16 protein-coding genes are annotated in these 16,423 nt (G+C 61.8%); 10 read left to right on the forward strand and 6 right to left on the reverse strand.

Translation table 11 applies throughout. The features are described from left to right. Positions 1-64: 64 nt before the first annotated feature. Positions 65-352 carry a PTS sugar transporter subunit IIB gene (locus DWZ01_RS02055; RefSeq protein WP_006235903.1) on the forward strand — a complete coding sequence of 96 codons (288 nt, stop codon included), beginning with the start codon at positions 65-67 and terminating at the stop codon, positions 350-352. An 11-nt stretch (positions 353-363) separates the two neighbouring features. Then, complete coding sequence (locus tag DWZ01_RS02060; protein ID WP_117847863.1) at positions 364-738, forward strand: VOC family protein; 375 nt, start codon at positions 364-366, stop codon at positions 736-738. 75 nt (positions 739-813) lie between these two features. On the opposite strand, the gene DWZ01_RS02065 is transcribed toward DWZ01_RS02060, so the two are convergent. From DWZ01_RS02065 to DWZ01_RS02075, 3 genes are read right to left on the reverse strand one after another with little or no spacing between them, the layout of a single operon-like run. Continuing rightward, positions 814-2,109 carry a cell wall metabolism sensor histidine kinase WalK gene (locus DWZ01_RS02065; protein ID WP_117847865.1) on the reverse strand — a complete coding sequence of 432 codons (1,296 nt, stop codon included), beginning with the start codon at positions 2,107-2,109 and terminating at the stop codon, positions 814-816. Next, positions 2,093-2,872: a response regulator transcription factor gene (locus DWZ01_RS02070; protein ID WP_117847866.1), complete on the reverse strand. Its 780-nt coding sequence runs from the start codon at positions 2,870-2,872 to the stop codon at positions 2,093-2,095. The genes DWZ01_RS02065 and DWZ01_RS02070 overlap by 17 nt, the downstream gene beginning before the upstream one ends. 18 nt (positions 2,873-2,890) lie before the next feature. Then, entirely contained in the window at positions 2,891-3,433 is a 543-nt protein-coding gene (locus DWZ01_RS02075; protein ID WP_117847868.1) for a DUF4342 domain-containing protein, read from the reverse strand. Positions 3,434-3,791: 358 nt separating this feature from the next. Between DWZ01_RS02075 and DWZ01_RS02080 the strand changes: the two genes are divergently transcribed. After that, entirely contained in the window at positions 3,792-4,031 is a 240-nt protein-coding gene (locus DWZ01_RS02080; protein ID WP_117847870.1) for a hypothetical protein, read from the forward strand. Between the two features lie 85 nt (positions 4,032-4,116). Then, positions 4,117-4,842 carry a metallophosphoesterase gene (locus DWZ01_RS02085; protein WP_117847872.1) on the forward strand — a complete coding sequence of 242 codons (726 nt, stop codon included), beginning with the start codon at positions 4,117-4,119 and terminating at the stop codon, positions 4,840-4,842. A 15-nt stretch (positions 4,843-4,857) separates the two neighbouring features. Here DWZ01_RS02085 and gluQRS read toward each other — a convergent pair whose 3' ends face one another. Then, positions 4,858-5,859: a tRNA glutamyl-Q(34) synthetase GluQRS gene (gene gluQRS / locus DWZ01_RS02090; protein ID WP_117847874.1), complete on the reverse strand. Its 1,002-nt coding sequence runs from the start codon at positions 5,857-5,859 to the stop codon at positions 4,858-4,860. Between the two features lie 515 nt (positions 5,860-6,374). Here gluQRS and DWZ01_RS10675 point away from each other — a divergent pair. After that, positions 6,375-8,318, forward strand: coding sequence for a DUF2207 domain-containing protein (locus DWZ01_RS10675; protein WP_158556975.1), 1,944 nt, complete (start codon positions 6,375-6,377; stop codon positions 8,316-8,318). A 138-nt stretch (positions 8,319-8,456) separates the two neighbouring features. Here DWZ01_RS10675 and DWZ01_RS02100 read toward each other — a convergent pair whose 3' ends face one another. Then, positions 8,457-9,098, reverse strand: a complete 642-nt coding sequence (locus DWZ01_RS02100; protein ID WP_117847875.1) for a GNAT family N-acetyltransferase — start codon at positions 9,096-9,098, stop codon at positions 8,457-8,459. A 277-nt stretch (positions 9,099-9,375) separates the two neighbouring features. On the opposite strand from DWZ01_RS02100, the gene purH reads away from it, so the two are divergent. Further along, positions 9,376-10,983, forward strand: a complete 1,608-nt coding sequence (gene purH, locus DWZ01_RS02105; RefSeq protein ID WP_117847877.1) for a bifunctional phosphoribosylaminoimidazolecarboxamide formyltransferase/IMP cyclohydrolase — start codon at positions 9,376-9,378, stop codon at positions 10,981-10,983. Positions 10,984-11,260: 277 nt separating this feature from the next. Beyond that, positions 11,261-11,971, forward strand: a complete 711-nt coding sequence (locus tag DWZ01_RS02110; RefSeq protein WP_199412364.1) for a hypothetical protein — start codon at positions 11,261-11,263, stop codon at positions 11,969-11,971. A gap of 18 nt (positions 11,972-11,989) precedes the next feature. Here the strand turns inward: DWZ01_RS02110 and DWZ01_RS02115 are convergent, their stop codons facing one another. Next, positions 11,990-13,171 (reverse strand): PucR family transcriptional regulator, encoded by a 1,182-nt coding sequence (locus DWZ01_RS02115; protein WP_117847878.1) that lies wholly within the window; start codon positions 13,169-13,171, stop codon positions 11,990-11,992. A 214-nt stretch (positions 13,172-13,385) separates the two neighbouring features. Between DWZ01_RS02115 and DWZ01_RS02120 the strand changes: the two genes are divergently transcribed. From DWZ01_RS02120 to DWZ01_RS02130, 3 genes are all read left to right on the forward strand, one after another. Further along, positions 13,386-14,420, forward strand: coding sequence for an ornithine cyclodeaminase family protein (locus tag DWZ01_RS02120; protein WP_233506156.1), 1,035 nt, complete (start codon positions 13,386-13,388; stop codon positions 14,418-14,420). Positions 14,421-14,444: 24 nt separating this feature from the next. Then, positions 14,445-15,575, forward strand: a complete 1,131-nt coding sequence (locus DWZ01_RS02125; protein ID WP_117847881.1) for an aminotransferase — start codon at positions 14,445-14,447, stop codon at positions 15,573-15,575. A gap of 169 nt (positions 15,576-15,744) precedes the next feature. Then, complete coding sequence (locus DWZ01_RS02130) at positions 15,745-16,416, forward strand: response regulator transcription factor (protein ID WP_117847883.1); 672 nt, start codon at positions 15,745-15,747, stop codon at positions 16,414-16,416. Positions 16,417-16,423: the final 7 nt, after the last annotated feature.

Raw genomic sequence — 16,423 nt, forward strand, 5'->3', positions numbered from 1 at the left:
GCCGAGTGCCATCGCTCGCTGCGGTACACTTACCTAAAGTAAACCATGAAGGGAGACATTACCTATGAAGAAGATCGTTTTGGCTTGCGGTGCTGGCGCTGCTACTTCCACGCTCGTTGCCCAGAAGGTCGCTACTCTGCTCGACGCCAACGGTTATGCCGACAAGTACGAGATCGTGCAGTGCGCCATCTCCGAGGCCAAGGATTACTGCGACGAGGGCGCCGACCTGCTGATCGCCACCACCGTTGCCCCCGAGGGCCTCACCTGCCCGTACGTGAGCGGCGTGCCCTTCATGACTGGCATGAACCGCGTCGCTGCCGAGAAGGCCGTTCTCGACGTCATGGCTCAGTAGGCGCTGACTGTATGAATGAGCAGAACGCCAATCCGGTCGAGCTCTTTGGCATGCGCGTTGCCCATGTGGGCATTAACGCCACCGACCCGGCAGACGCCCTGGAGATCGCGGAGCTGTTCTCGACGATGATGGGCCTGCCCGTCATCGAGACCCCGGTTTCGTACTTCAACGATTCGCTGGTCGAGATCATGAAGCAGAACGGTCGTGGCACCAAGGGCCACATCGGCTTTGCCGTTAACGACATCGATGCAGCTGAGAAGTGGTTTGCCGAGCGCGGGCTCGAGGTCAACGAGGAGTCGCGCGCGCTGCTGCCCGACGGTAGCACCAAGCTCGTGTACTTTAAGCGCGAGTTCGCCGGCTTTGCCGTGCACCTGTGCCGCGAGTAGCGTACAAGCTGCTATAGCTGGCAAAAAGGGATAGGGTCGCGTGGCCCTATCCCTTTATTTATGCCGAGGGGCTTCCTATCGTGGCAGGCGAATCGTAAAGCGGCTGCCGACCCCTTCGACCGAGGTCACACCGATGACGCCGCCGTGGCTGTCGACGATCCACTTGGCGATCGCAAGCCCCAGACCCGAACCCTGTGCGCCGGCATCGCGCGCGTTGTCGGCACGGTAGAACCGCTCGAACGCGTGAGCTGCGGATTCCTGGTTCATGCCGATGCCCTCGTCCTCAACACTTATGTCGATCGTGCCCGCGCCCGCATCTGGCGTTATGCCAAATGTGACGGTCGTTCCCGCATCCGAGTACTTGGCGGCGTTTTGCACGATCACGCGCAGAGCCTGCTTCACGAGCGCCACGTCGACGGGCGCGTCGCAGCGCGGGTCGCTGGCAAGCGCAGCGTCAGAAGCCAGCCGATACGTGTGCTCGGTATCGATCATCTGCGATTCTTCGCATACCTCGCTGACCAGTGCAGCCAAGTTGGTATGCGCACGCCGCAGGACCGTGCGCCCGGCATCGCCGCGTGCCAAAAACAGCAGCTGCTCCACAAGCTCTTGCATGTGCTCGCTTTCGGCTTTAAGGGACGCGATGGATTCCGCCAGCACGTCCGGGTCGTCCTTACCCCAGCGGTCGAGCATGTTCACGTAGCCCTGAATCACCGCGATGGGCGTGCGCAGCTCGTGGCTCGCGTCGTTGACAAAGCGCATCTGCTGCAGCTTGGCCTCTTGCATCTGGCGCAGCAGGCGGTTGAGTGCGACCTCGATGCTTGCCAGGTCGGCGTCGCCGGTGGTGACGCTCGGCGAGTCGACGCTTGCGCGCTCGATGGCCTGCTCCAGTGTTTCCATTTTGCCGCCGGCGAGTTGCATGCGGCCGAGTTCGTCCACGCGCAGGGCCAGATCGTTGAGCGGCGCCATGGTGCGGCGCACGCGGCGGGCGCCGCCGAGCATGTTGAGCACGCTGATGACCTGCCAACCCACAACGACAAGGTAGAGAGGCCATAGCGTGACGAGGTCCTGCGCGAGGGGGAAAGTCTTGGTGGTACGCGCAAGCTCGACGGTATAGGTGAGCGTTGTCAGGTCCCAGCCGCGCGCGGGCGTCAGCGTCATGCCGCGAACGGTGGCGCTGGGGATCCATCCTGCGGTAAACGCGCCGTTGGGCAGCGTCTGGTTGTATCCATAGACAAGGATCGCCGCCACAATCACTACTAGCAGCAGGTCGAGCCAAACGTAGCTCATCAGGCGGCGCCACATATAGCTCCAGTTGATGGCGCGGGCGATGGAGGTGACGCGCTTGGCCTCGGCGTTACGCGCGGCAGACATAGCCCACCCCGCGCACGGTCTGGATGATGCGGACGCCGCCGGCGTCCTCGATCTTGGCGCGTAGATGCGCGATGTGCACGTCGACGTTGTTGGTGTCACCCATGTATTCGTAGCCCAGCGCTTCGTGCGCGATGCGTTCGCGCGTGAGCACGGTCTCGGCATGCGCCATAAGCAGGGCGAGGACATCGAACTCGCGGGCCGTGAGCGCAATGGGCGAGCCGCCGACCGTGACTTCGCGGCGGTCGGGGTCGAGCGCAACCGAGCCCACGGCGAGCGTGGCGGGGGAGAGCGAGGCGGAAACCTGGGTCGAGTCACTGACCGGGGGTATCGCGGTGGCGCCGACACCCGTGCCGCCTGCCGCGCCCGTCCCGATGCCGCCAACGCCCGAAGCCGCCCGCACGGCCTCCGAGCGCTTCAACGCCACGCGGATCCGTGCGAACAGCTCCTCAATCGCAAACGGCTTGGTCAGGTAATCGTCGGCGCCGGCATCGAGCCCGGCCACCTTGTCCATCACGGCATCGCGCGCGGTGACCATTATCACCGGCACATCCTTGTGCTTGCGGACGCGCCGCAGGACCTCCATGCCGTTGAGCTGCGGCAACAACACATCGAGCAGAATAAGATCGTAGTTGCGCTCCAGCGCCAGGTCCACGGCGGTGCGGCCATCGGCGGCGTGTTCCACCTGGTAGCCCTCGTGCTCCAGCTCGAGCGTCACAAAGCGGGCGATTTTCTCCTCGTCCTCTACGATCAGGATCCGTGCCATGCGTGCCCCCGTCTGCGATTACTTGTCGTCGTTCAGATTTTGCTTGATGTCGTCCGCGGCATCGGCGGCGTGATTCATAAGGTTGTTGATGCTGCCGGGCACGTCGCCGTCGCTGTCGATGCGGTAGCGCATGCCAAAGAACAGGCCAATCAGCATCAGCCAAATCGTAGCGCCCCAGGCAAACAGGGCGATGATGGGGATCAGGATGGGGATGTTGAGGATGATCGCATCGCGGCGCGTGGCGATAAACTTGGTGTCCAGGCTCAGGCGGAAGAGCTTTTTGAGGTACTCCCATACGCTGTCCATCTTCTTGGAGAAGTCGGTCTTTTCGCTCGACTTCTCGTAGGCGGCCTGCGCGGCGACCATCTCGGCTGAGGGCTCATCGACTGGCGCGGACTCGGTGGCGGCGTGCGCCGACGTGGTCTGGGTCTTGCCTTGCGACTCGAGCCAAATGATGGCGTCCAAAACGTTGCCGTCGGCGGCGTCGAGCGCGGCTTTGGCATCGGTGTAGCTCACGTTGCACTTGGTGCGGATGGTTTCAACTTTTTCGAGGTCGTCCATGACCTGTCCTTTCGTTCGATGGGCGCGACGCCGGGCGATCTGCCCGGGCGCGAGCGTTGCGTTCGGCGGCCTGCGTTGCGCGGCGCCGCCCCGCCCTTGGTCGAACTCTATAGTGCAGGTTATAGATTAAGCGATTCTTGAGCCAAGATTAACGTTGGATGAGTTTTTGGGTAGCGGTGGGAAAAGTATTAGACCTCGATAGCGGGGGATGTGGTGCCGGTGCAAAACGGCGTCAAAGGTTGGTCGAGCAGGCGGTTTCTCCATTGATGTCCGCACAGCATGTGACACTTACCCTGCCGCCCCGCTCTGCCGCGGCGGCATGCGTCTGAACAACGACCCTCTAAGGAGTTCGATACCGATGAGTGACAACGCAAAGCATCTCGCAAAGAAGTGCGTAAAGGACGCGGGGCCGTGCCTCGCGCTGTGCGTAGCCGGCGCAGCGGTCGCGCTGCTGGCTGTTCTGGGGCCGTTCGACGTGCTCCGAAGTGCCAGCTTTCTGCATGTTTGCATGGCTCTTGCCGGCGCCACGATGACCGGCGGCGTGCTCGATCTGATCTTTTGGGTGTTTGACCCGTTTGGATGGAAGAGCGAGGGGTAGGTCCCAAAGGATGGAAGGGCTGGAACGGTTGACTTAGTGATCGTGCAGAATGTGGGCTAGCGACTTACAGGGAAGTGGTGATCCGATGACGGTCTATGTGACGGGCGATATTCACGGCGGCGTCGACATGCAAAAGCTTCGCGACTGGGATCTTGGGGATGGTCTGACAAGTGACGACTATCTCATCATCGCGGGCGACTTTGGCTTTCCGTGGGATTTCTCTGCCGAGGAATGTGCCGACATCGCCTGGCTGGAGTCGCGCCCCTATACCGTGCTGTTTGTCGACGGCAACCACGAGCGTTTCGATCACTGGTCGGAGCGCCCCATGGAGCTGTGGCACGGCGGCCTGACGCAGCGTCTGTCGGACACCTCGCCCATCCGACGCCTGACGCGCGGTGAGGTTTTTGAGCTCGACGGCTCAACGATCTTTACCATGGGCGGCGCCACGAGCGTGGATAAGGAATACCGCATTCCGTATTCCAGCTGGTGGCCGCAGGAGCTGCCGGACGAGCGCAACTTTGAGGAGGCGCGGGCAAAGCTCGACAGCGTGGGTTGGAAGGTCGACTATGCGATCACCCATACCTGCTCCACGCGCATGCTTTCGCCCACGCTTTACCCGGCACCTGGCTGGAATTATCCCGATGTCGATCGACTCACCACGTTTTTCGACGAGCTGGAGGACCACCTGGACTACAAGCGCTGGTACTACGGGCATTTTCATCGTGACGCCAACCCAGCCGAGTGCCACACCGTGCTCTACGACTGTATTGTCCGCCTGGGCGACGAACTCCAGCCCTGGGATGTCGCGTAGGGGCGGGGTGGCTGGCTACTCGACCGTTACAGTGATGTTTTCCCGATGCGTGCGGATAACATCCCAGCTAAAGTGCTCGACCAGCTGCTCGGCAGAGCGCGGTGTGGCGTCCGGCGCGATGCCTGTTTGCCCGGCGAGCCAGCCCAGTAGTGCCTCGGGCGCGCCAAAGCGGGTGCGGAGCTCGCCCAGGTCCAGGTCGCGGTCGCGCTTGGAAAGGCGGCGGCCATCCGGCGACATGAGCAGCGGAATGTGCGCGTAGTGCGGCGTGGGAAGTTCCAGCAAATGCTGCAGGTAGATTTGGCGCGGCGTGGAGCCCAGCAGATCGCATCCGCGCACGACCTCGGTGACGCCCATGGCAGCGTCGTCGACCACCACGGCTAGCTGGTAGGCAAAAACGCCGTCGCTGCGGCGCACCAAAAAGTCGCCGCATTCGGTGGCGAGTGCTTCGCATTGGGCTCCATACGTGCGGTCCACGAATTCGATCACATCGTTTGCGAGGTCGTCGACGGCGGGTACGCGCAGGCGCGTGGCCGGAGCGCGCAGGGCGCTGCGGCGGGCAACCTCCTCGGCAGAAAGGTCTCGGCAGGCGGCGCGGTAGATGGGCGTGCCGTCGCTCGCGTGCGGCGCGCTCGCGGCGTGGAGTTCGGCACGCGTGCAAAAACAGGGATAGGTGAGGCCGGCGTCTTGCAGCTGACGCAGGGCGTCCTCGTACAGATCCAGGCGATCGTGCTGGTAGTAGGGGCCTTCGTCCCACTCCAGTCCCAGCCAGGCCAGGTCGTCAATCAATTGAGTGGCAAGTTCCGGGCGCTTGCAGCGATCGTCCAGGTCCTCGATGCGCAGCACGATGCTGCCGCCTTGGCTGCGGGCCGAAAGCCACGAGCACAGGCAGCTGAACACGTTGCCCAAGTGCATGCGGCCCGAGGGCGACGGGGCAAAGCGGCCCACGACGGGGGTGGGCGCTGCCGTTGCTGGTGCGTCCGCGGCGTGTGTTGCTATGTTGCGTGCGTTGATATCCATGCGGACGAGTATAGCGCGGGGCTTGGCAGGGAAGGCGTTGCTGCGCTCACAAGTTGGCGGCGGTACGCATTGCGCACGGTGGGTTTGCGGCTCAAGGTCTCGATCGCTGCGTACCGACTTAGCCTCACAAACGACAGAAACCCCGGCAGCTCTTCGCAACTGCCGGGGTTTCCGCGGAAAAGGGGGACATGATCCTCGAGCGAACGGCAAAGGGGCAAACCGTTTTCGCTCAACTGCTTTATGCCCCTCGGCTGGCGGCTCAATCAGCGCGTGCCGCGCCCACACAAAGCCGCTACACCTGTGACGGAGCTGTGAAGTGGTATCTATTGCCGGGGCGGGCTATGCCAAGGGTGTCCCTAATGACTAGTCATTTAAGAACGTCCCCAATGACTAGCTGCCGGGGTGCTGGTGTGACTTTCATCCCGTTTGGCGCTCCGGTCGCCTAGATGTTCGCCATGCGTACCCGCAAACGTGGGACAATGGCGCTGTTGGTTTTACAGACAAAGGATGTGCCTATGAACACCCTCGCCGCCAAAGTCAGCCGGCAGCGCCACCTGTTTGCGCGATTCGCTTCCGTCTGCGTGCTCGTCACGCTTGCGTTGTTGCTGCTGCCTGTCGCCGCGCACGCCGACGGCTACTCCATGACCCAGACCTATATCAGTGCCACGGTCGAGGCCGATGGATCGCTGACCGTTGTCGAGGGACGCCAGTTTGATTTCGACGACGACATCAACGGCGTGTTTTGGGAGATCAATACGGGCTCCAACCAGCAGGGCGGCACGGCGGGCGTCGACGTGCTGAGTGTCGAGGAAGAGGACACCGCGTTTAACAAAGTCGATAGCGCGAACAAGGGCGACTCTGGCGTCTACACGGTCGAGCAGACCGGTGACGGCGTAAGGATTAAGGTGTTCAGCCCCCACGAGAGCGGCGACAGCGCGATCTATTACGTGAGCTACACCATGACCGGTGCGGTCATGAACTGGGCCGATACCGCCGAGCTCTACTGGAAGTTTGTGGGCGACGGCTGGTCCGCGGACTCCGATGACGTTGAGATGGAAGTGTACTTCGCAAATGCCGCTGCCGGGACGGCGGCCGTCAAGGGCGATAACTTCCGCGCATGGGGCCACGGCCCGCTGACGGGCGATGTATCGCTCGATGCGGACGAACCCATGGTCACCTATACCATTCCCTGCGTGCATCAGGGCGAATTCGCCGAGGCACGCATCGCCTTCCCTAGCGACTGGGTGCCGCAGCTTGCCGCTTCGGGCGAAGAGCGCATGTCAACGATCCTGAGCGAAGAGAAGGAATGGGCCGACGAAGCTAACGCCCGCCGCGCTCACGCTCGCATGATTGCCAATGCACTTGCCGTGCTAAGTGTTGTTGCGGCGGTGGCCTTTACCGGCACAATCGTTATGCTCAAGCTGCGCAAGCGCAAGCCCAAGCCGCTTTTCCAGGACGAATATTTCCGCGATGTGCCTTCGGCCGACCATCCCGCCGTGCTTTCGGCCCTCATGAGCTGGAACGAGGTGCCCGATCAGGCATATATCGCCACGCTCATGAAGCTCACTGACGACCGTGTGATCAAGCTGGAGCAGGCGACCGTGACCAAGGCCAAGAAGGGTCTGTTGGGGCGTGAAAAAGAAGAGCAGACGTATCGCGTGACGGTGAGTGATGCGGGCTGGAAGTCGGCCAAGGGCATTGACCACATGGTGCTCAAGGTCTTCTTTGCCGGTGCTAAGCCTGACGAGAACGGCGATCGCTCGCGCACGTTCGACGAGCTGCAGCACTACGTCAAGCAGCACGCTACACCCGTGGGCGACAAGCTCGAGGACTATCAGAACACCGTTAAGGGCAAGCTGGCCGATAGCGAGTACGTTGCCTCGGACGGCATTGTTGCAATGGTGTTTTGCCTGGTTCTTGGTATCCTGATTGCCTTTGTTCCCGTGGGATCCATCTTCTTTACCGATGGCGCGCAGGCGAACATTACCGCCGCGGTTATCTCGGTGCCGATTGTGCTGGTGGGTATCGGCGTGGGCCTTACGTTCCGCCGCTTTACGCCGGAGGGCGCCGAGGTGGCGGCTCGCTGCAAGGCACTTAAGCATTGGCTCGAGGACTTCACGCGTCTAAAGGAAGCCGTCCCCGGCGATCTGGTGCTGTGGAACAAGCTGCTGGTGATGGGCGTGGCGCTGGGTGTTTCCAAGGAAGTGCTGCGTCAGCTTGCCGAGGCCGTGCCGCCCGAGGTGCGCGAGGCCGACGGCTTCTATGACAATTATCCCTGCTACTGGTGGTACTACCATCATTACGGCAACGAGTCTCCGCTCGATTCGTTCGATGACGTGTATCACGAGAGCATCCGTGAGCTGGCTTCGAGTTCCGATAGCTCGAGCGGCGGCAGCGGCGGCGGCTTTTCCGGTGGCGGCGGTGGCGGCGTCGGCGGAGGCGGCGGCGGAACGTTCTAACGGTCGTAAATTATGGGATGGGCTTTTCTCGACAGCCGTCGGGGGAAGCCCATCCCTTTTTATGCGCTACCTACGAAGACTGTCCCCAACGACTAGTCACTGGGGACGTTCCTAAATGACTAGGTATGGCTGCTGGGCCTAGGCTGTTAGGTCGAGTTCGTAGAGGAAGCTTTCGCGCGGCATGTCGTGACGGCGCTCTTCGCGGTTGGCGCGGTGCGTGGCCGTGCGCTTAAAGCCATGCAGCTCGTAGAACTTCCACGAGCAGTTGGAGTCGGTGTACAGGTGCGCCCTCGTCGCCCCGCGCGAGGATAGGTACGAGACTGCGGCGTCGAGCAACACCGAGCCAACGCCCAGGCCATGGACGTCGCGATCTACGGCAAGCAGCGTGACCTCGTTGTCGTGTGGCAACGGGCTGCTTTCGAGCAGGCGGTTGTTGGTTCGGATGGTTGCGCGCACAAACGAGAGATACTCGGCGCAGGCATCGGGCTCCAGCTCGCGCATTTGCGATAGCAGTGCGCGTTCGGTATCCAGCCAATGTTCCTTAACGGTGGCGCCGGAGCTCTGTCCCGCACGCGCGAGCGCAATGCCGCGCGCCTGACCGTCGATTACGGCAACTTGCGAAAACGTCGAAGACGAAAGGCAGTAGGCAAGGTCGCACGCGGCCTCGAGGCGGTTGTACTCATCGTTATCCGAATTGTCATGCCAAAGCTGCTGTAGAATCAGCGCGATGGCGTCGAAGTCTTCGGTATCAAACGGTCGGTAGAGAACCCGCGAGACCATGGTGCCTCTTTCTTTTGCGGATGCATATCGAGCACAGTTCTACCACGCTATTGGCATCTAATTATGGTGCCCCTGTGTTCCATGAACTCACCGTGCCCGGTGCCGTGCCCATCCCCTCCGCTCGCAAACTTTTTCTGCATATGCGCCCGTTGCGGGGTGCATCGATGCGCTCGATGCGCTACATTGAATCAGTATTTTCAATGCCGCTGCGCGAGCGCTGCAGATCGACGTATCACCGGCTCACAGAGCACGGCGGCGTACCAGACAGGAGGACTGCATGGGATCTGATGTGAAGATCGCACGCGCGTTGATCTCGGTTACCGATAAGACGGGCGTCGTCGATTTCGCACGGACGCTGGTCGATGACTTTGGCGTCGAGATCATCTCTACGGGCGGCACGGCTCGTGCCATCGAGGACGCGGGCGTCCCCGTAACCCCCATCGAGGAGTTCACGGGCTATCCCGAGATGATGGACGGCCGCGTTAAGACCCTGCACCCCAAGGTTCACGGCGCGCTGCTGGCCCGCCGCGATTCCGAGCAGCACATGCAGGAGGCGGCACAGCACGGCATTAAGCTGATCGACCTGGTCGTCGTCAACCTGTACGAGTTCGAGAAGACCGTCGCCAACCCCGAGGTCACCTTCGCGGATGCCATCGAGCACATCGACATCGGCGGTCCCTCCATGCTGCGCTCTGCCGCCAAGAACGCCGCGAGCGTTACCGTCATCTCCGACCCGGCCGACTATGATGCCGTCCTGGCTGAGATGCGCGAGACCGGTGGCTGCACCACGCTTTCCACCCGTCGTCGCCTGCAGGTGAAGGTCTACCAGACCACCGCCGCCTACGACACGGCTATCTCCCGTTGGCTTGCCGCCCAGGCAAGCGACGTGGCGGACACCTCTGCCAAGCTCGAGATCTCGCTGGAGAAGGTCGACGACCTGCGCTATGGCGAGAACCCGCAGCAAAAGGCCACGGTCTATCGCTTTGCCGAGGGCTGCGAGAATACCGCGAGCTCGCAGTTCCCGCTCGTGGGCTCCGAGCAGATCCAGGGCAAGCCGCTCAGCTACAACAACTATCTGGATGCCGACGCCGCTTGGAACCTGGTCCGCGAGTTCGACGAGCCGGCCTGCGTGATCCTCAAGCATCAGAACCCCTGCGGCTCCGCCGTGGCCGAGGACATCACGGCCGCCTACGACCGCGCCTTCGCCTGCGATCCCAAGAGCGCCTTCGGCGGCATCATCGCCTGCAACCGCGAGGTTCCCTATGAGCTGGTTGAGCACTTTGCCGATCAGAACAAGCAGTTCGTCGAGGTTATCATTGCTCCGAGCTACACTGCCGAGGCGCTCGAGCGCATGGCCAAGCGCCCCAACCTGCGTGTGCTGGCTACCGGCGGCGTGGACCACGGTGCCCAGGTGGAGCTGCGCTCCGTCGACGGCGGCATGCTGGTGCAGGAAGTCGACCACGTGACCGAGGACCCCGCGACCTTCACGTTCCCCACCGACCGCAAGCCCACCGACGCCGAGATGGCCGAGCTCGAGTTTGCCTGGAAGGTCTGCAAGGGCGTCAAGTCCAACGCCATCCTGGTCTCCAAGGGTAAGGCCGGCATTGGCATGGGCCCGGGTCAGCCCAACCGCGTTGACTCTGCGCTGCTTGCCTGCGAGCGCGCCGAGGACTTCTGCGAGCGCGAGGGCGTGGAGAAGGGCGGCTTTGCCTGTGCAAGCGATGCGTTCTTCCCGTTCCGCGACAACGTCGACGTGCTTGCCGCGCACGGCGTGACCTGCATCATTCAGCCCGGCGGCTCCAAGCGCGACGACGAGAGCGTCCAGGCCTGCAACGAGCATGGCATTGCGATGGTCTTCACGGGGGCCAGGCATTTTAGGCACTAATATCGTTACGCGGTTTTACCAAACCGCGTAACTGCTCGACGCTGCGCCGGCCCCAAGCACCTCATCTCGCCGCTCAAACCGTCGCTCGCGTACAGAAGTACGCGTCGCTCCTCTTTCGCAGCGACCTGAGGCACTTGGGTCCGGCTCGCTGGCTTATGCTCCACCAGCGGTATTGGCTCGCCCCGAACTAAAGCTATCTATTGCCGTCCGTGCCGGTTGGTGCGGGCGGCTTTTTTGGGTATAACGGTGCGGTGTATGTTTTTGAGAAAGGTTGGATATGGCCGTTGTGGATGATGCCGAGCTGTTTGGCAATGCCGAGGATCAGCGTGCGTACGAGGACTTTTGCGCCAATCAGGAGGCGGTCGAGAAGTTTACGCTCGACAAGCCCGCGCTTGTCTGCCGTTGGCGCATGTCCAACAAAAAGGTGCCCATGCTCAACCGCCACATCCGCGCGCTGTCCGAGCGCCTGGTGCGGGGCGAGCCGCTTACCCATAACATGCTCAGCTGGGCCAAACAGCACGTTGAGTGGTCGCTTGCCGAGGGCGATTACACCGCACGCGACGGCGTGCTCATGCTGGTGATCGACATCAACGGCAACGCCGCCATGACGGTGGGGGAGTACGAGCCGCTCGCCGATACGTCGGCCAAGGTACTGCGTGCCCGCTCCGCCGAGGCCCGCTCCGAGGCCGACGAGACCGGCGTGGCGCCCGAGCTGCTCGCCGCCGTCAACAACGGCGAGCTTGCCTTTGTGGCGCCGGCGGACGAGTGCCTGTGCGGCACGGCGACGCTCATCGAACAGCTGGCCCAGACCAAGGGCATCCCGGTCACGCGCGTAGATATTCCCGCTCAGCTTAAGGGCGCGCTGTTCCTAGTGAGCGACGAACACGGCGTGGTCCCTGCCGCCGAGACGGACGCCGCCGAGGCCGACGCCGCCACGGTCGCCTTCTTCGCCGAAGGCTACGAAAAGCTCCGCGCCCGCCGCTCCTAACCTCAAGGTGGGGTGGGCTTACTGAAGCGAGCGAGCGCGTTCGATGGCGTAGGCGAGCGACAGCTGCTCCATCTCCGGGGCGCATTTGTAGCTCAGTCCGGTGAGAGCCGTCACCTTATCGAGGCGATATCGAATCGTGTTCGGGTGCTGGCCAGTCTGCTTGGCGGTTTGCTCGATACGTCGGTCGTTCTCGATGAATGCGGCGAGTGTGGATTCCAGTTCGCTGCCATGCTCACTGTCGTGCTCGCGTATCGGCGAGAGAATCGCCTCCGAGAACGATCGCATCTCCGGGGTTTCCGCAAAAGGCATCACGGTTCTCAGGATGCCGAGCTGCGTATAGCGGACGGGACTCTCGGCTCGTTGACAAGATAGGCGCTGTGCGTAAATCGCCTGCGAGATCGCCTGCGCCACAGCCTCGTCTCCAAACAGAATATCGCTGATGCCGAGCCCTTCCGCTCCGCCGTCGATACCGCTAGTCTCGATGAGCTCCGTGAGCGCCTGCACGATTCGCTCCACATCGAGCGTCTGCTCCGAGTCACTTGTCGCTACGAATAACAAACCTCCGTCATAGGGTGCCAGCATGTTGTGGCATCCGGCGAGGGTCGATTTTGCACAGAGACGTTCGATTTGCAAAAACGTACGCGGGTCGAGGGGCTCTGCAAACGATGCGAACAGGGCGACCGCTTCGTCCAGAAATGACGGGTTGAGGCCTCGGATGCGTCGGCAGATGGACTCAGGCGATACATCTGTCCTTAGGGCATCGATCTCGCGCTGCGCGAAGTCGATGGACGCGAGCTGCTCGATATGCCGTTTGACCTCATAGATGACGCCGTCAAAGAACAGTGAGTCGTCGGTCGTGAGAAAGACCGGGTAGTGCCGCGCGTTGGCGTAGCGGATGGCTTGGTCGGGAATCGGGATGTGCAGGACGTTTTTGATGATAAGACCGCTCGTTCCCTTGGCGACGAGGTATTTCACGGCTTCAGTGATGAGGTACGGGTCGTCCTTCGCATAGAGAAAGGTGCTGAGGACGATCTCGTCTGAGCTGAAGTTGACGCGCTGGTACTTGTTCTTGAGGCCGGGCATGAGTTCATAATCGAGGATCCCGACGCCGGAGACGGCACGCGAGACGCCATCGCTGCCGGCGATTAGACGAACCGACCCCTCATATTCCCGTGAGAAGTCCGAGATGGTGTATAGCATCAACATCACCTTGTAAATCACTACAATTAGTACAGGTATAAATAGGATAATCGCACATCCGTATGCCGTTGATGCAAGAAATAATTCAAATACCTGCTGATAGAACGAAAAATCAGATTGAGAATCGTTGTAGATTCCAACAAGAAATGATCCTTGGCGGCATCATTGCTAAACCGTACAGTGAAGCAACGTAAAGCTTTCGCTGAAAGGAGCGATGATGGGGCAGATGGTGGTGCTTTCGGCCGAGGAAGTTTTCAAGGTGCTGACGATCGAGGATGCAATCGCTGCCGTGGAGGATGCATATCGCCAGAAGGCAACGGGCAAGGGTGTTGCGTGGCCGATGGTATATGAGCAGTTCGAACCCGGCGTGGCCGATATGGATATCCGCTCGGGCGAGTTGGCGGGAAGCGGTCTCTTCGGCCTCAAACTCACTGCTTGGTTCTCTCAGAATCCCAAAAAGGGGCTGCCCGAGATCTTTGGCACCACGCTGCTGTGCGACAACGCGACGGGCGAGCCACTGGCGCTGCTTAATGCCTCCGCCGTCACTGGGCTTCGCACCGGTGCCGCCGCTGCGCTCGGTGCCAAGTGGCTGGCTCGGGAGGATGCGTCCAAACTGCTTGTTGCGGGTGCCGGCCATATGAGCACCTATATGGTGGCGGGCGTGCTCGCCGCCTGTCCCAAAGTGAGCGAGGTCAAGGTGTGGGAGCCGGTTTCCGATGCCGCGCCCGAGGCCCGCGTCGAGCGCATGCGTGACGAGGTCGCCCATATCTTGGGCGCCTGCGAGCATGCTCGCGAGGCATCCACCTATTCCATCGAGGCGACGGCCGACGGCCAAGGTGCCGCGGCAGAGGCCGACATCATCGTGACAATCACGCCGGCGACCAAGCCCATCATCCCCGATGCATGGGTGCGCCCCGGTACGCATATCTCCTGCGTCGGTGCCGACATGCCCGGCAAGCAGGAGCTCGCCTCGGCGCTTGTCGCCCGCGCCGCTGTTTACGTCGACGACCGCGAGCAATCGGTCGCGTCCGGTGAGCTGGAGATTCCGGTTGCCGAGGGTGCCATCGCGCCCGAGAACATCAAAGCGGAGCTCGGCGAAGTCATCGCCGGCACGGCCACGGGGCGTTCGGATGGCGAGCAGGTGACGGTGTTCGATACGTCGGGCATTGCCGTTCAGGACCTTTCGGCATCGAAAATTGCCTACGGCCGCGCCGTCGAGGCGGGGCTGGGCACCGTGGTGGAACTGTAAGAAAGCCAAGGAAAGGAAACGACAATGCAGATTAAGGATTTCGCCGTCGAGCAGTGGATGAACGAGTGGGAGACCAAGTGCACCCACAACGTTGCGGAGACGTGCGTCTACTCCCTCACGCTCGACCAGCTGTTCGAGCTTACGAACACCGACAAGAAGGCGTGGCTCGACAGCCTGTGCTCGCGCCGATTCACCTACGGAGACATCGAGGGGCAGCCCGGCTTCCTCGAGGGGGTCGCGCGTCTCTATAAGACGGTCGAGCCCGGGCATATCGTGCCCACGCACGGCGCGACCGGTGCCAACTCCCTGGTTATTTCCACGCTCGTCGAACCGGGCGATCATGTAGTCTCCGTCAAGCCCACCTACCAGCAGCTTTACTCGATTCCCGAGATGTGCGGTGCGAAGGTCGATATCCTTCAGCTCGATCGCAAGAACGGCTACCACGTCGACGTCGACGCGCTCGATGCCCTGGTGACCGACGATACCAAGCTCATCTGCATCAATAACCCGGACAACCCCACGGGCGCCCTGCTCGACATCGATACGCTCAAGGCGATTGTCGAGGTTGCGCGCAAACACGACGCGTGGGTGCTCTGCGACGAGGTCTACCGTCTGCTTACTCAGACGGATGAGTACTGCGAGTCCGTGATCGACCTGTACGACAAGGCCGTCGTCACCGCATCCATGTCCAAGGTCTGGTCGTTCGCCGGCCTGCGTCTGGGCTGGGCGGTCACCAAGAGCCCGGAACTTCGTCGCGCGCTGCTCTCGCATCGCGACTACAACCTGATTTCCGCCGGCATATTCAGCGAGACGGTGGCGGAGCTGATTCTGGGCAACGCTTCCGTGATCCTTGAGCGCAGCCGTCGCATCGTCCGTCAGAACCTTGCTGTTCTGGAGAAGTGGGTCGAGAGCGAGCCGCACCTGTCGTTTGTCAAGCCCGAGGCGGGTACCACCGCGCTCGTGTATTACGATTACGACATCGACTCCAGGACGTTCTGCATCGACATGATTAAGAAGTCCGGCGCGCTCGTCACCCCGGGCGATTGCTTCGAGGAGCCCAAGAGCATGCGCATCGGCTATGCATATTCCGATAACACCGACGACCTGCAGAAGGGTCTGGATGCCATCTCTGCGTACATGCGTACGCTCGAGTAGAGGCTCGAGGGCGAAGTGATGGGGTCGATCGGTTTAGGACCGAGGCCCCCTATTTTTTCTCAAGGCTACCGAACACTTTTGTCATATTAGGTGCCCACGGGGTCGCATCGCTGCGACGCCGTGGGCATAATGGTGTGGAAGGTGCAAGTTACGCGAAATGGGAGGACACATGGCGCTGATTTATGTCGTTGAGGACGACGAGCCCATTCGTCGTGAGCTTGTCGACATCCTTGCCCGCGCCGGGTTTGAAATCGAGGCCTGCGAATCGTTTGAGCATGTCTCGCGCGATATTCTCGCCGCCGCGCCCGACTTGGTGCTGCTCGACCTCACGCTCCCTGTCAAAGACGGCCAGCACATCTGCCATGAGGTCCGTCGCGAATCCGAGGTCCCCATCATCGTCCTCACGTCGCGCACGACCGAGATCGACGAGGTCATGGCCATGACGCTCGGCGCGGACGACTTTGTTCCCAAGCCCTATAGCGCCCGTGTGCTCGTGGCGCGCATCAATGCCTTGCTGCGTCGCACCGCGGCGGCGGGCGAGCGCAGCACGCTCGTCCACAAGGGACTGGAGATTGACCTCGCACGCTCCATGGTCACCAACACGCAAACGGGCACCAGCACCGAGCTCACCAAAAACGAGCTGCGTATCCTCTCGCTGCTTCTGAGCCGCGCGGGCAAGATCGTTTCGCGCTCGGCCATCATGCAGGACCTGTGGGACTCCGACGCCTTTGTGGACGACAATACGCTCACCGTCAACATCAACCGCCTGCGTACCACGCTCGAAAAAATCGGCATCAAGGGGTATTTGACCACGCATCGCGGCCAGGGCTATTCGGTCTAGGGGCCGG

Source organism: Collinsella sp. AF28-5AC (genome assembly GCF_003457875.1).
GTDB lineage: Bacteria > Actinomycetota > Coriobacteriia > Coriobacteriales > Coriobacteriaceae > Collinsella.

What these genes read in the sequence shown, in the direction of transcription:
- DWZ01_RS02110 (WP_199412364.1), top strand. Translation starts at nt 11,261, where the DNA reads ATGGCCGTTGTGGATGATGCCGAGCTGTTTGGCAATGCCGAGGATCAG.
- DWZ01_RS02080 (WP_117847870.1), top strand. Translation starts at nt 3,792, where the DNA reads ATGAGTGACAACGCAAAGCATCTCGCAAAGAAGTGCGTAAAGGACGCG.
- DWZ01_RS02115 (WP_117847878.1), bottom strand. Translation starts at nt 13,171, where the DNA reads ATGCTATACACCATCTCGGACTTCTCACGGGAATATGAGGGGTCGGTT.
- DWZ01_RS02055 (WP_006235903.1), top strand. Translation starts at nt 65, where the DNA reads ATGAAGAAGATCGTTTTGGCTTGCGGTGCTGGCGCTGCTACTTCCACG.
- DWZ01_RS02120 (WP_233506156.1), top strand. Translation starts at nt 13,386, where the DNA reads ATGATGGGGCAGATGGTGGTGCTTTCGGCCGAGGAAGTTTTCAAGGTG.
- DWZ01_RS02075 (WP_117847868.1), bottom strand. Translation starts at nt 3,433, where the DNA reads ATGGACGACCTCGAAAAAGTTGAAACCATCCGCACCAAGTGCAACGTG.
- DWZ01_RS02070 (WP_117847866.1), bottom strand. Translation starts at nt 2,872, where the DNA reads ATGGCACGGATCCTGATCGTAGAGGACGAGGAGAAAATCGCCCGCTTT.
- DWZ01_RS02125 (WP_117847881.1), top strand. Translation starts at nt 14,445, where the DNA reads ATGCAGATTAAGGATTTCGCCGTCGAGCAGTGGATGAACGAGTGGGAG.
- DWZ01_RS02060 (WP_117847863.1), top strand. Translation starts at nt 364, where the DNA reads ATGAATGAGCAGAACGCCAATCCGGTCGAGCTCTTTGGCATGCGCGTT.
- DWZ01_RS02130 (WP_117847883.1), top strand. Translation starts at nt 15,745, where the DNA reads ATGGCGCTGATTTATGTCGTTGAGGACGACGAGCCCATTCGTCGTGAG.
- gluQRS (WP_117847874.1), bottom strand. Translation starts at nt 5,859, where the DNA reads ATGGATATCAACGCACGCAACATAGCAACACACGCCGCGGACGCACCA.
- DWZ01_RS02100 (WP_117847875.1), bottom strand. Translation starts at nt 9,098, where the DNA reads ATGGTCTCGCGGGTTCTCTACCGACCGTTTGATACCGAAGACTTCGAC.
- purH (WP_117847877.1), top strand. Translation starts at nt 9,376, where the DNA reads ATGGGATCTGATGTGAAGATCGCACGCGCGTTGATCTCGGTTACCGAT.
- DWZ01_RS02085 (WP_117847872.1), top strand. Translation starts at nt 4,117, where the DNA reads ATGACGGTCTATGTGACGGGCGATATTCACGGCGGCGTCGACATGCAA.
- DWZ01_RS10675 (WP_158556975.1), top strand. Translation starts at nt 6,375, where the DNA reads ATGAACACCCTCGCCGCCAAAGTCAGCCGGCAGCGCCACCTGTTTGCG.
- DWZ01_RS02065 (WP_117847865.1), bottom strand. Translation starts at nt 2,109, where the DNA reads ATGTCTGCCGCGCGTAACGCCGAGGCCAAGCGCGTCACCTCCATCGCC.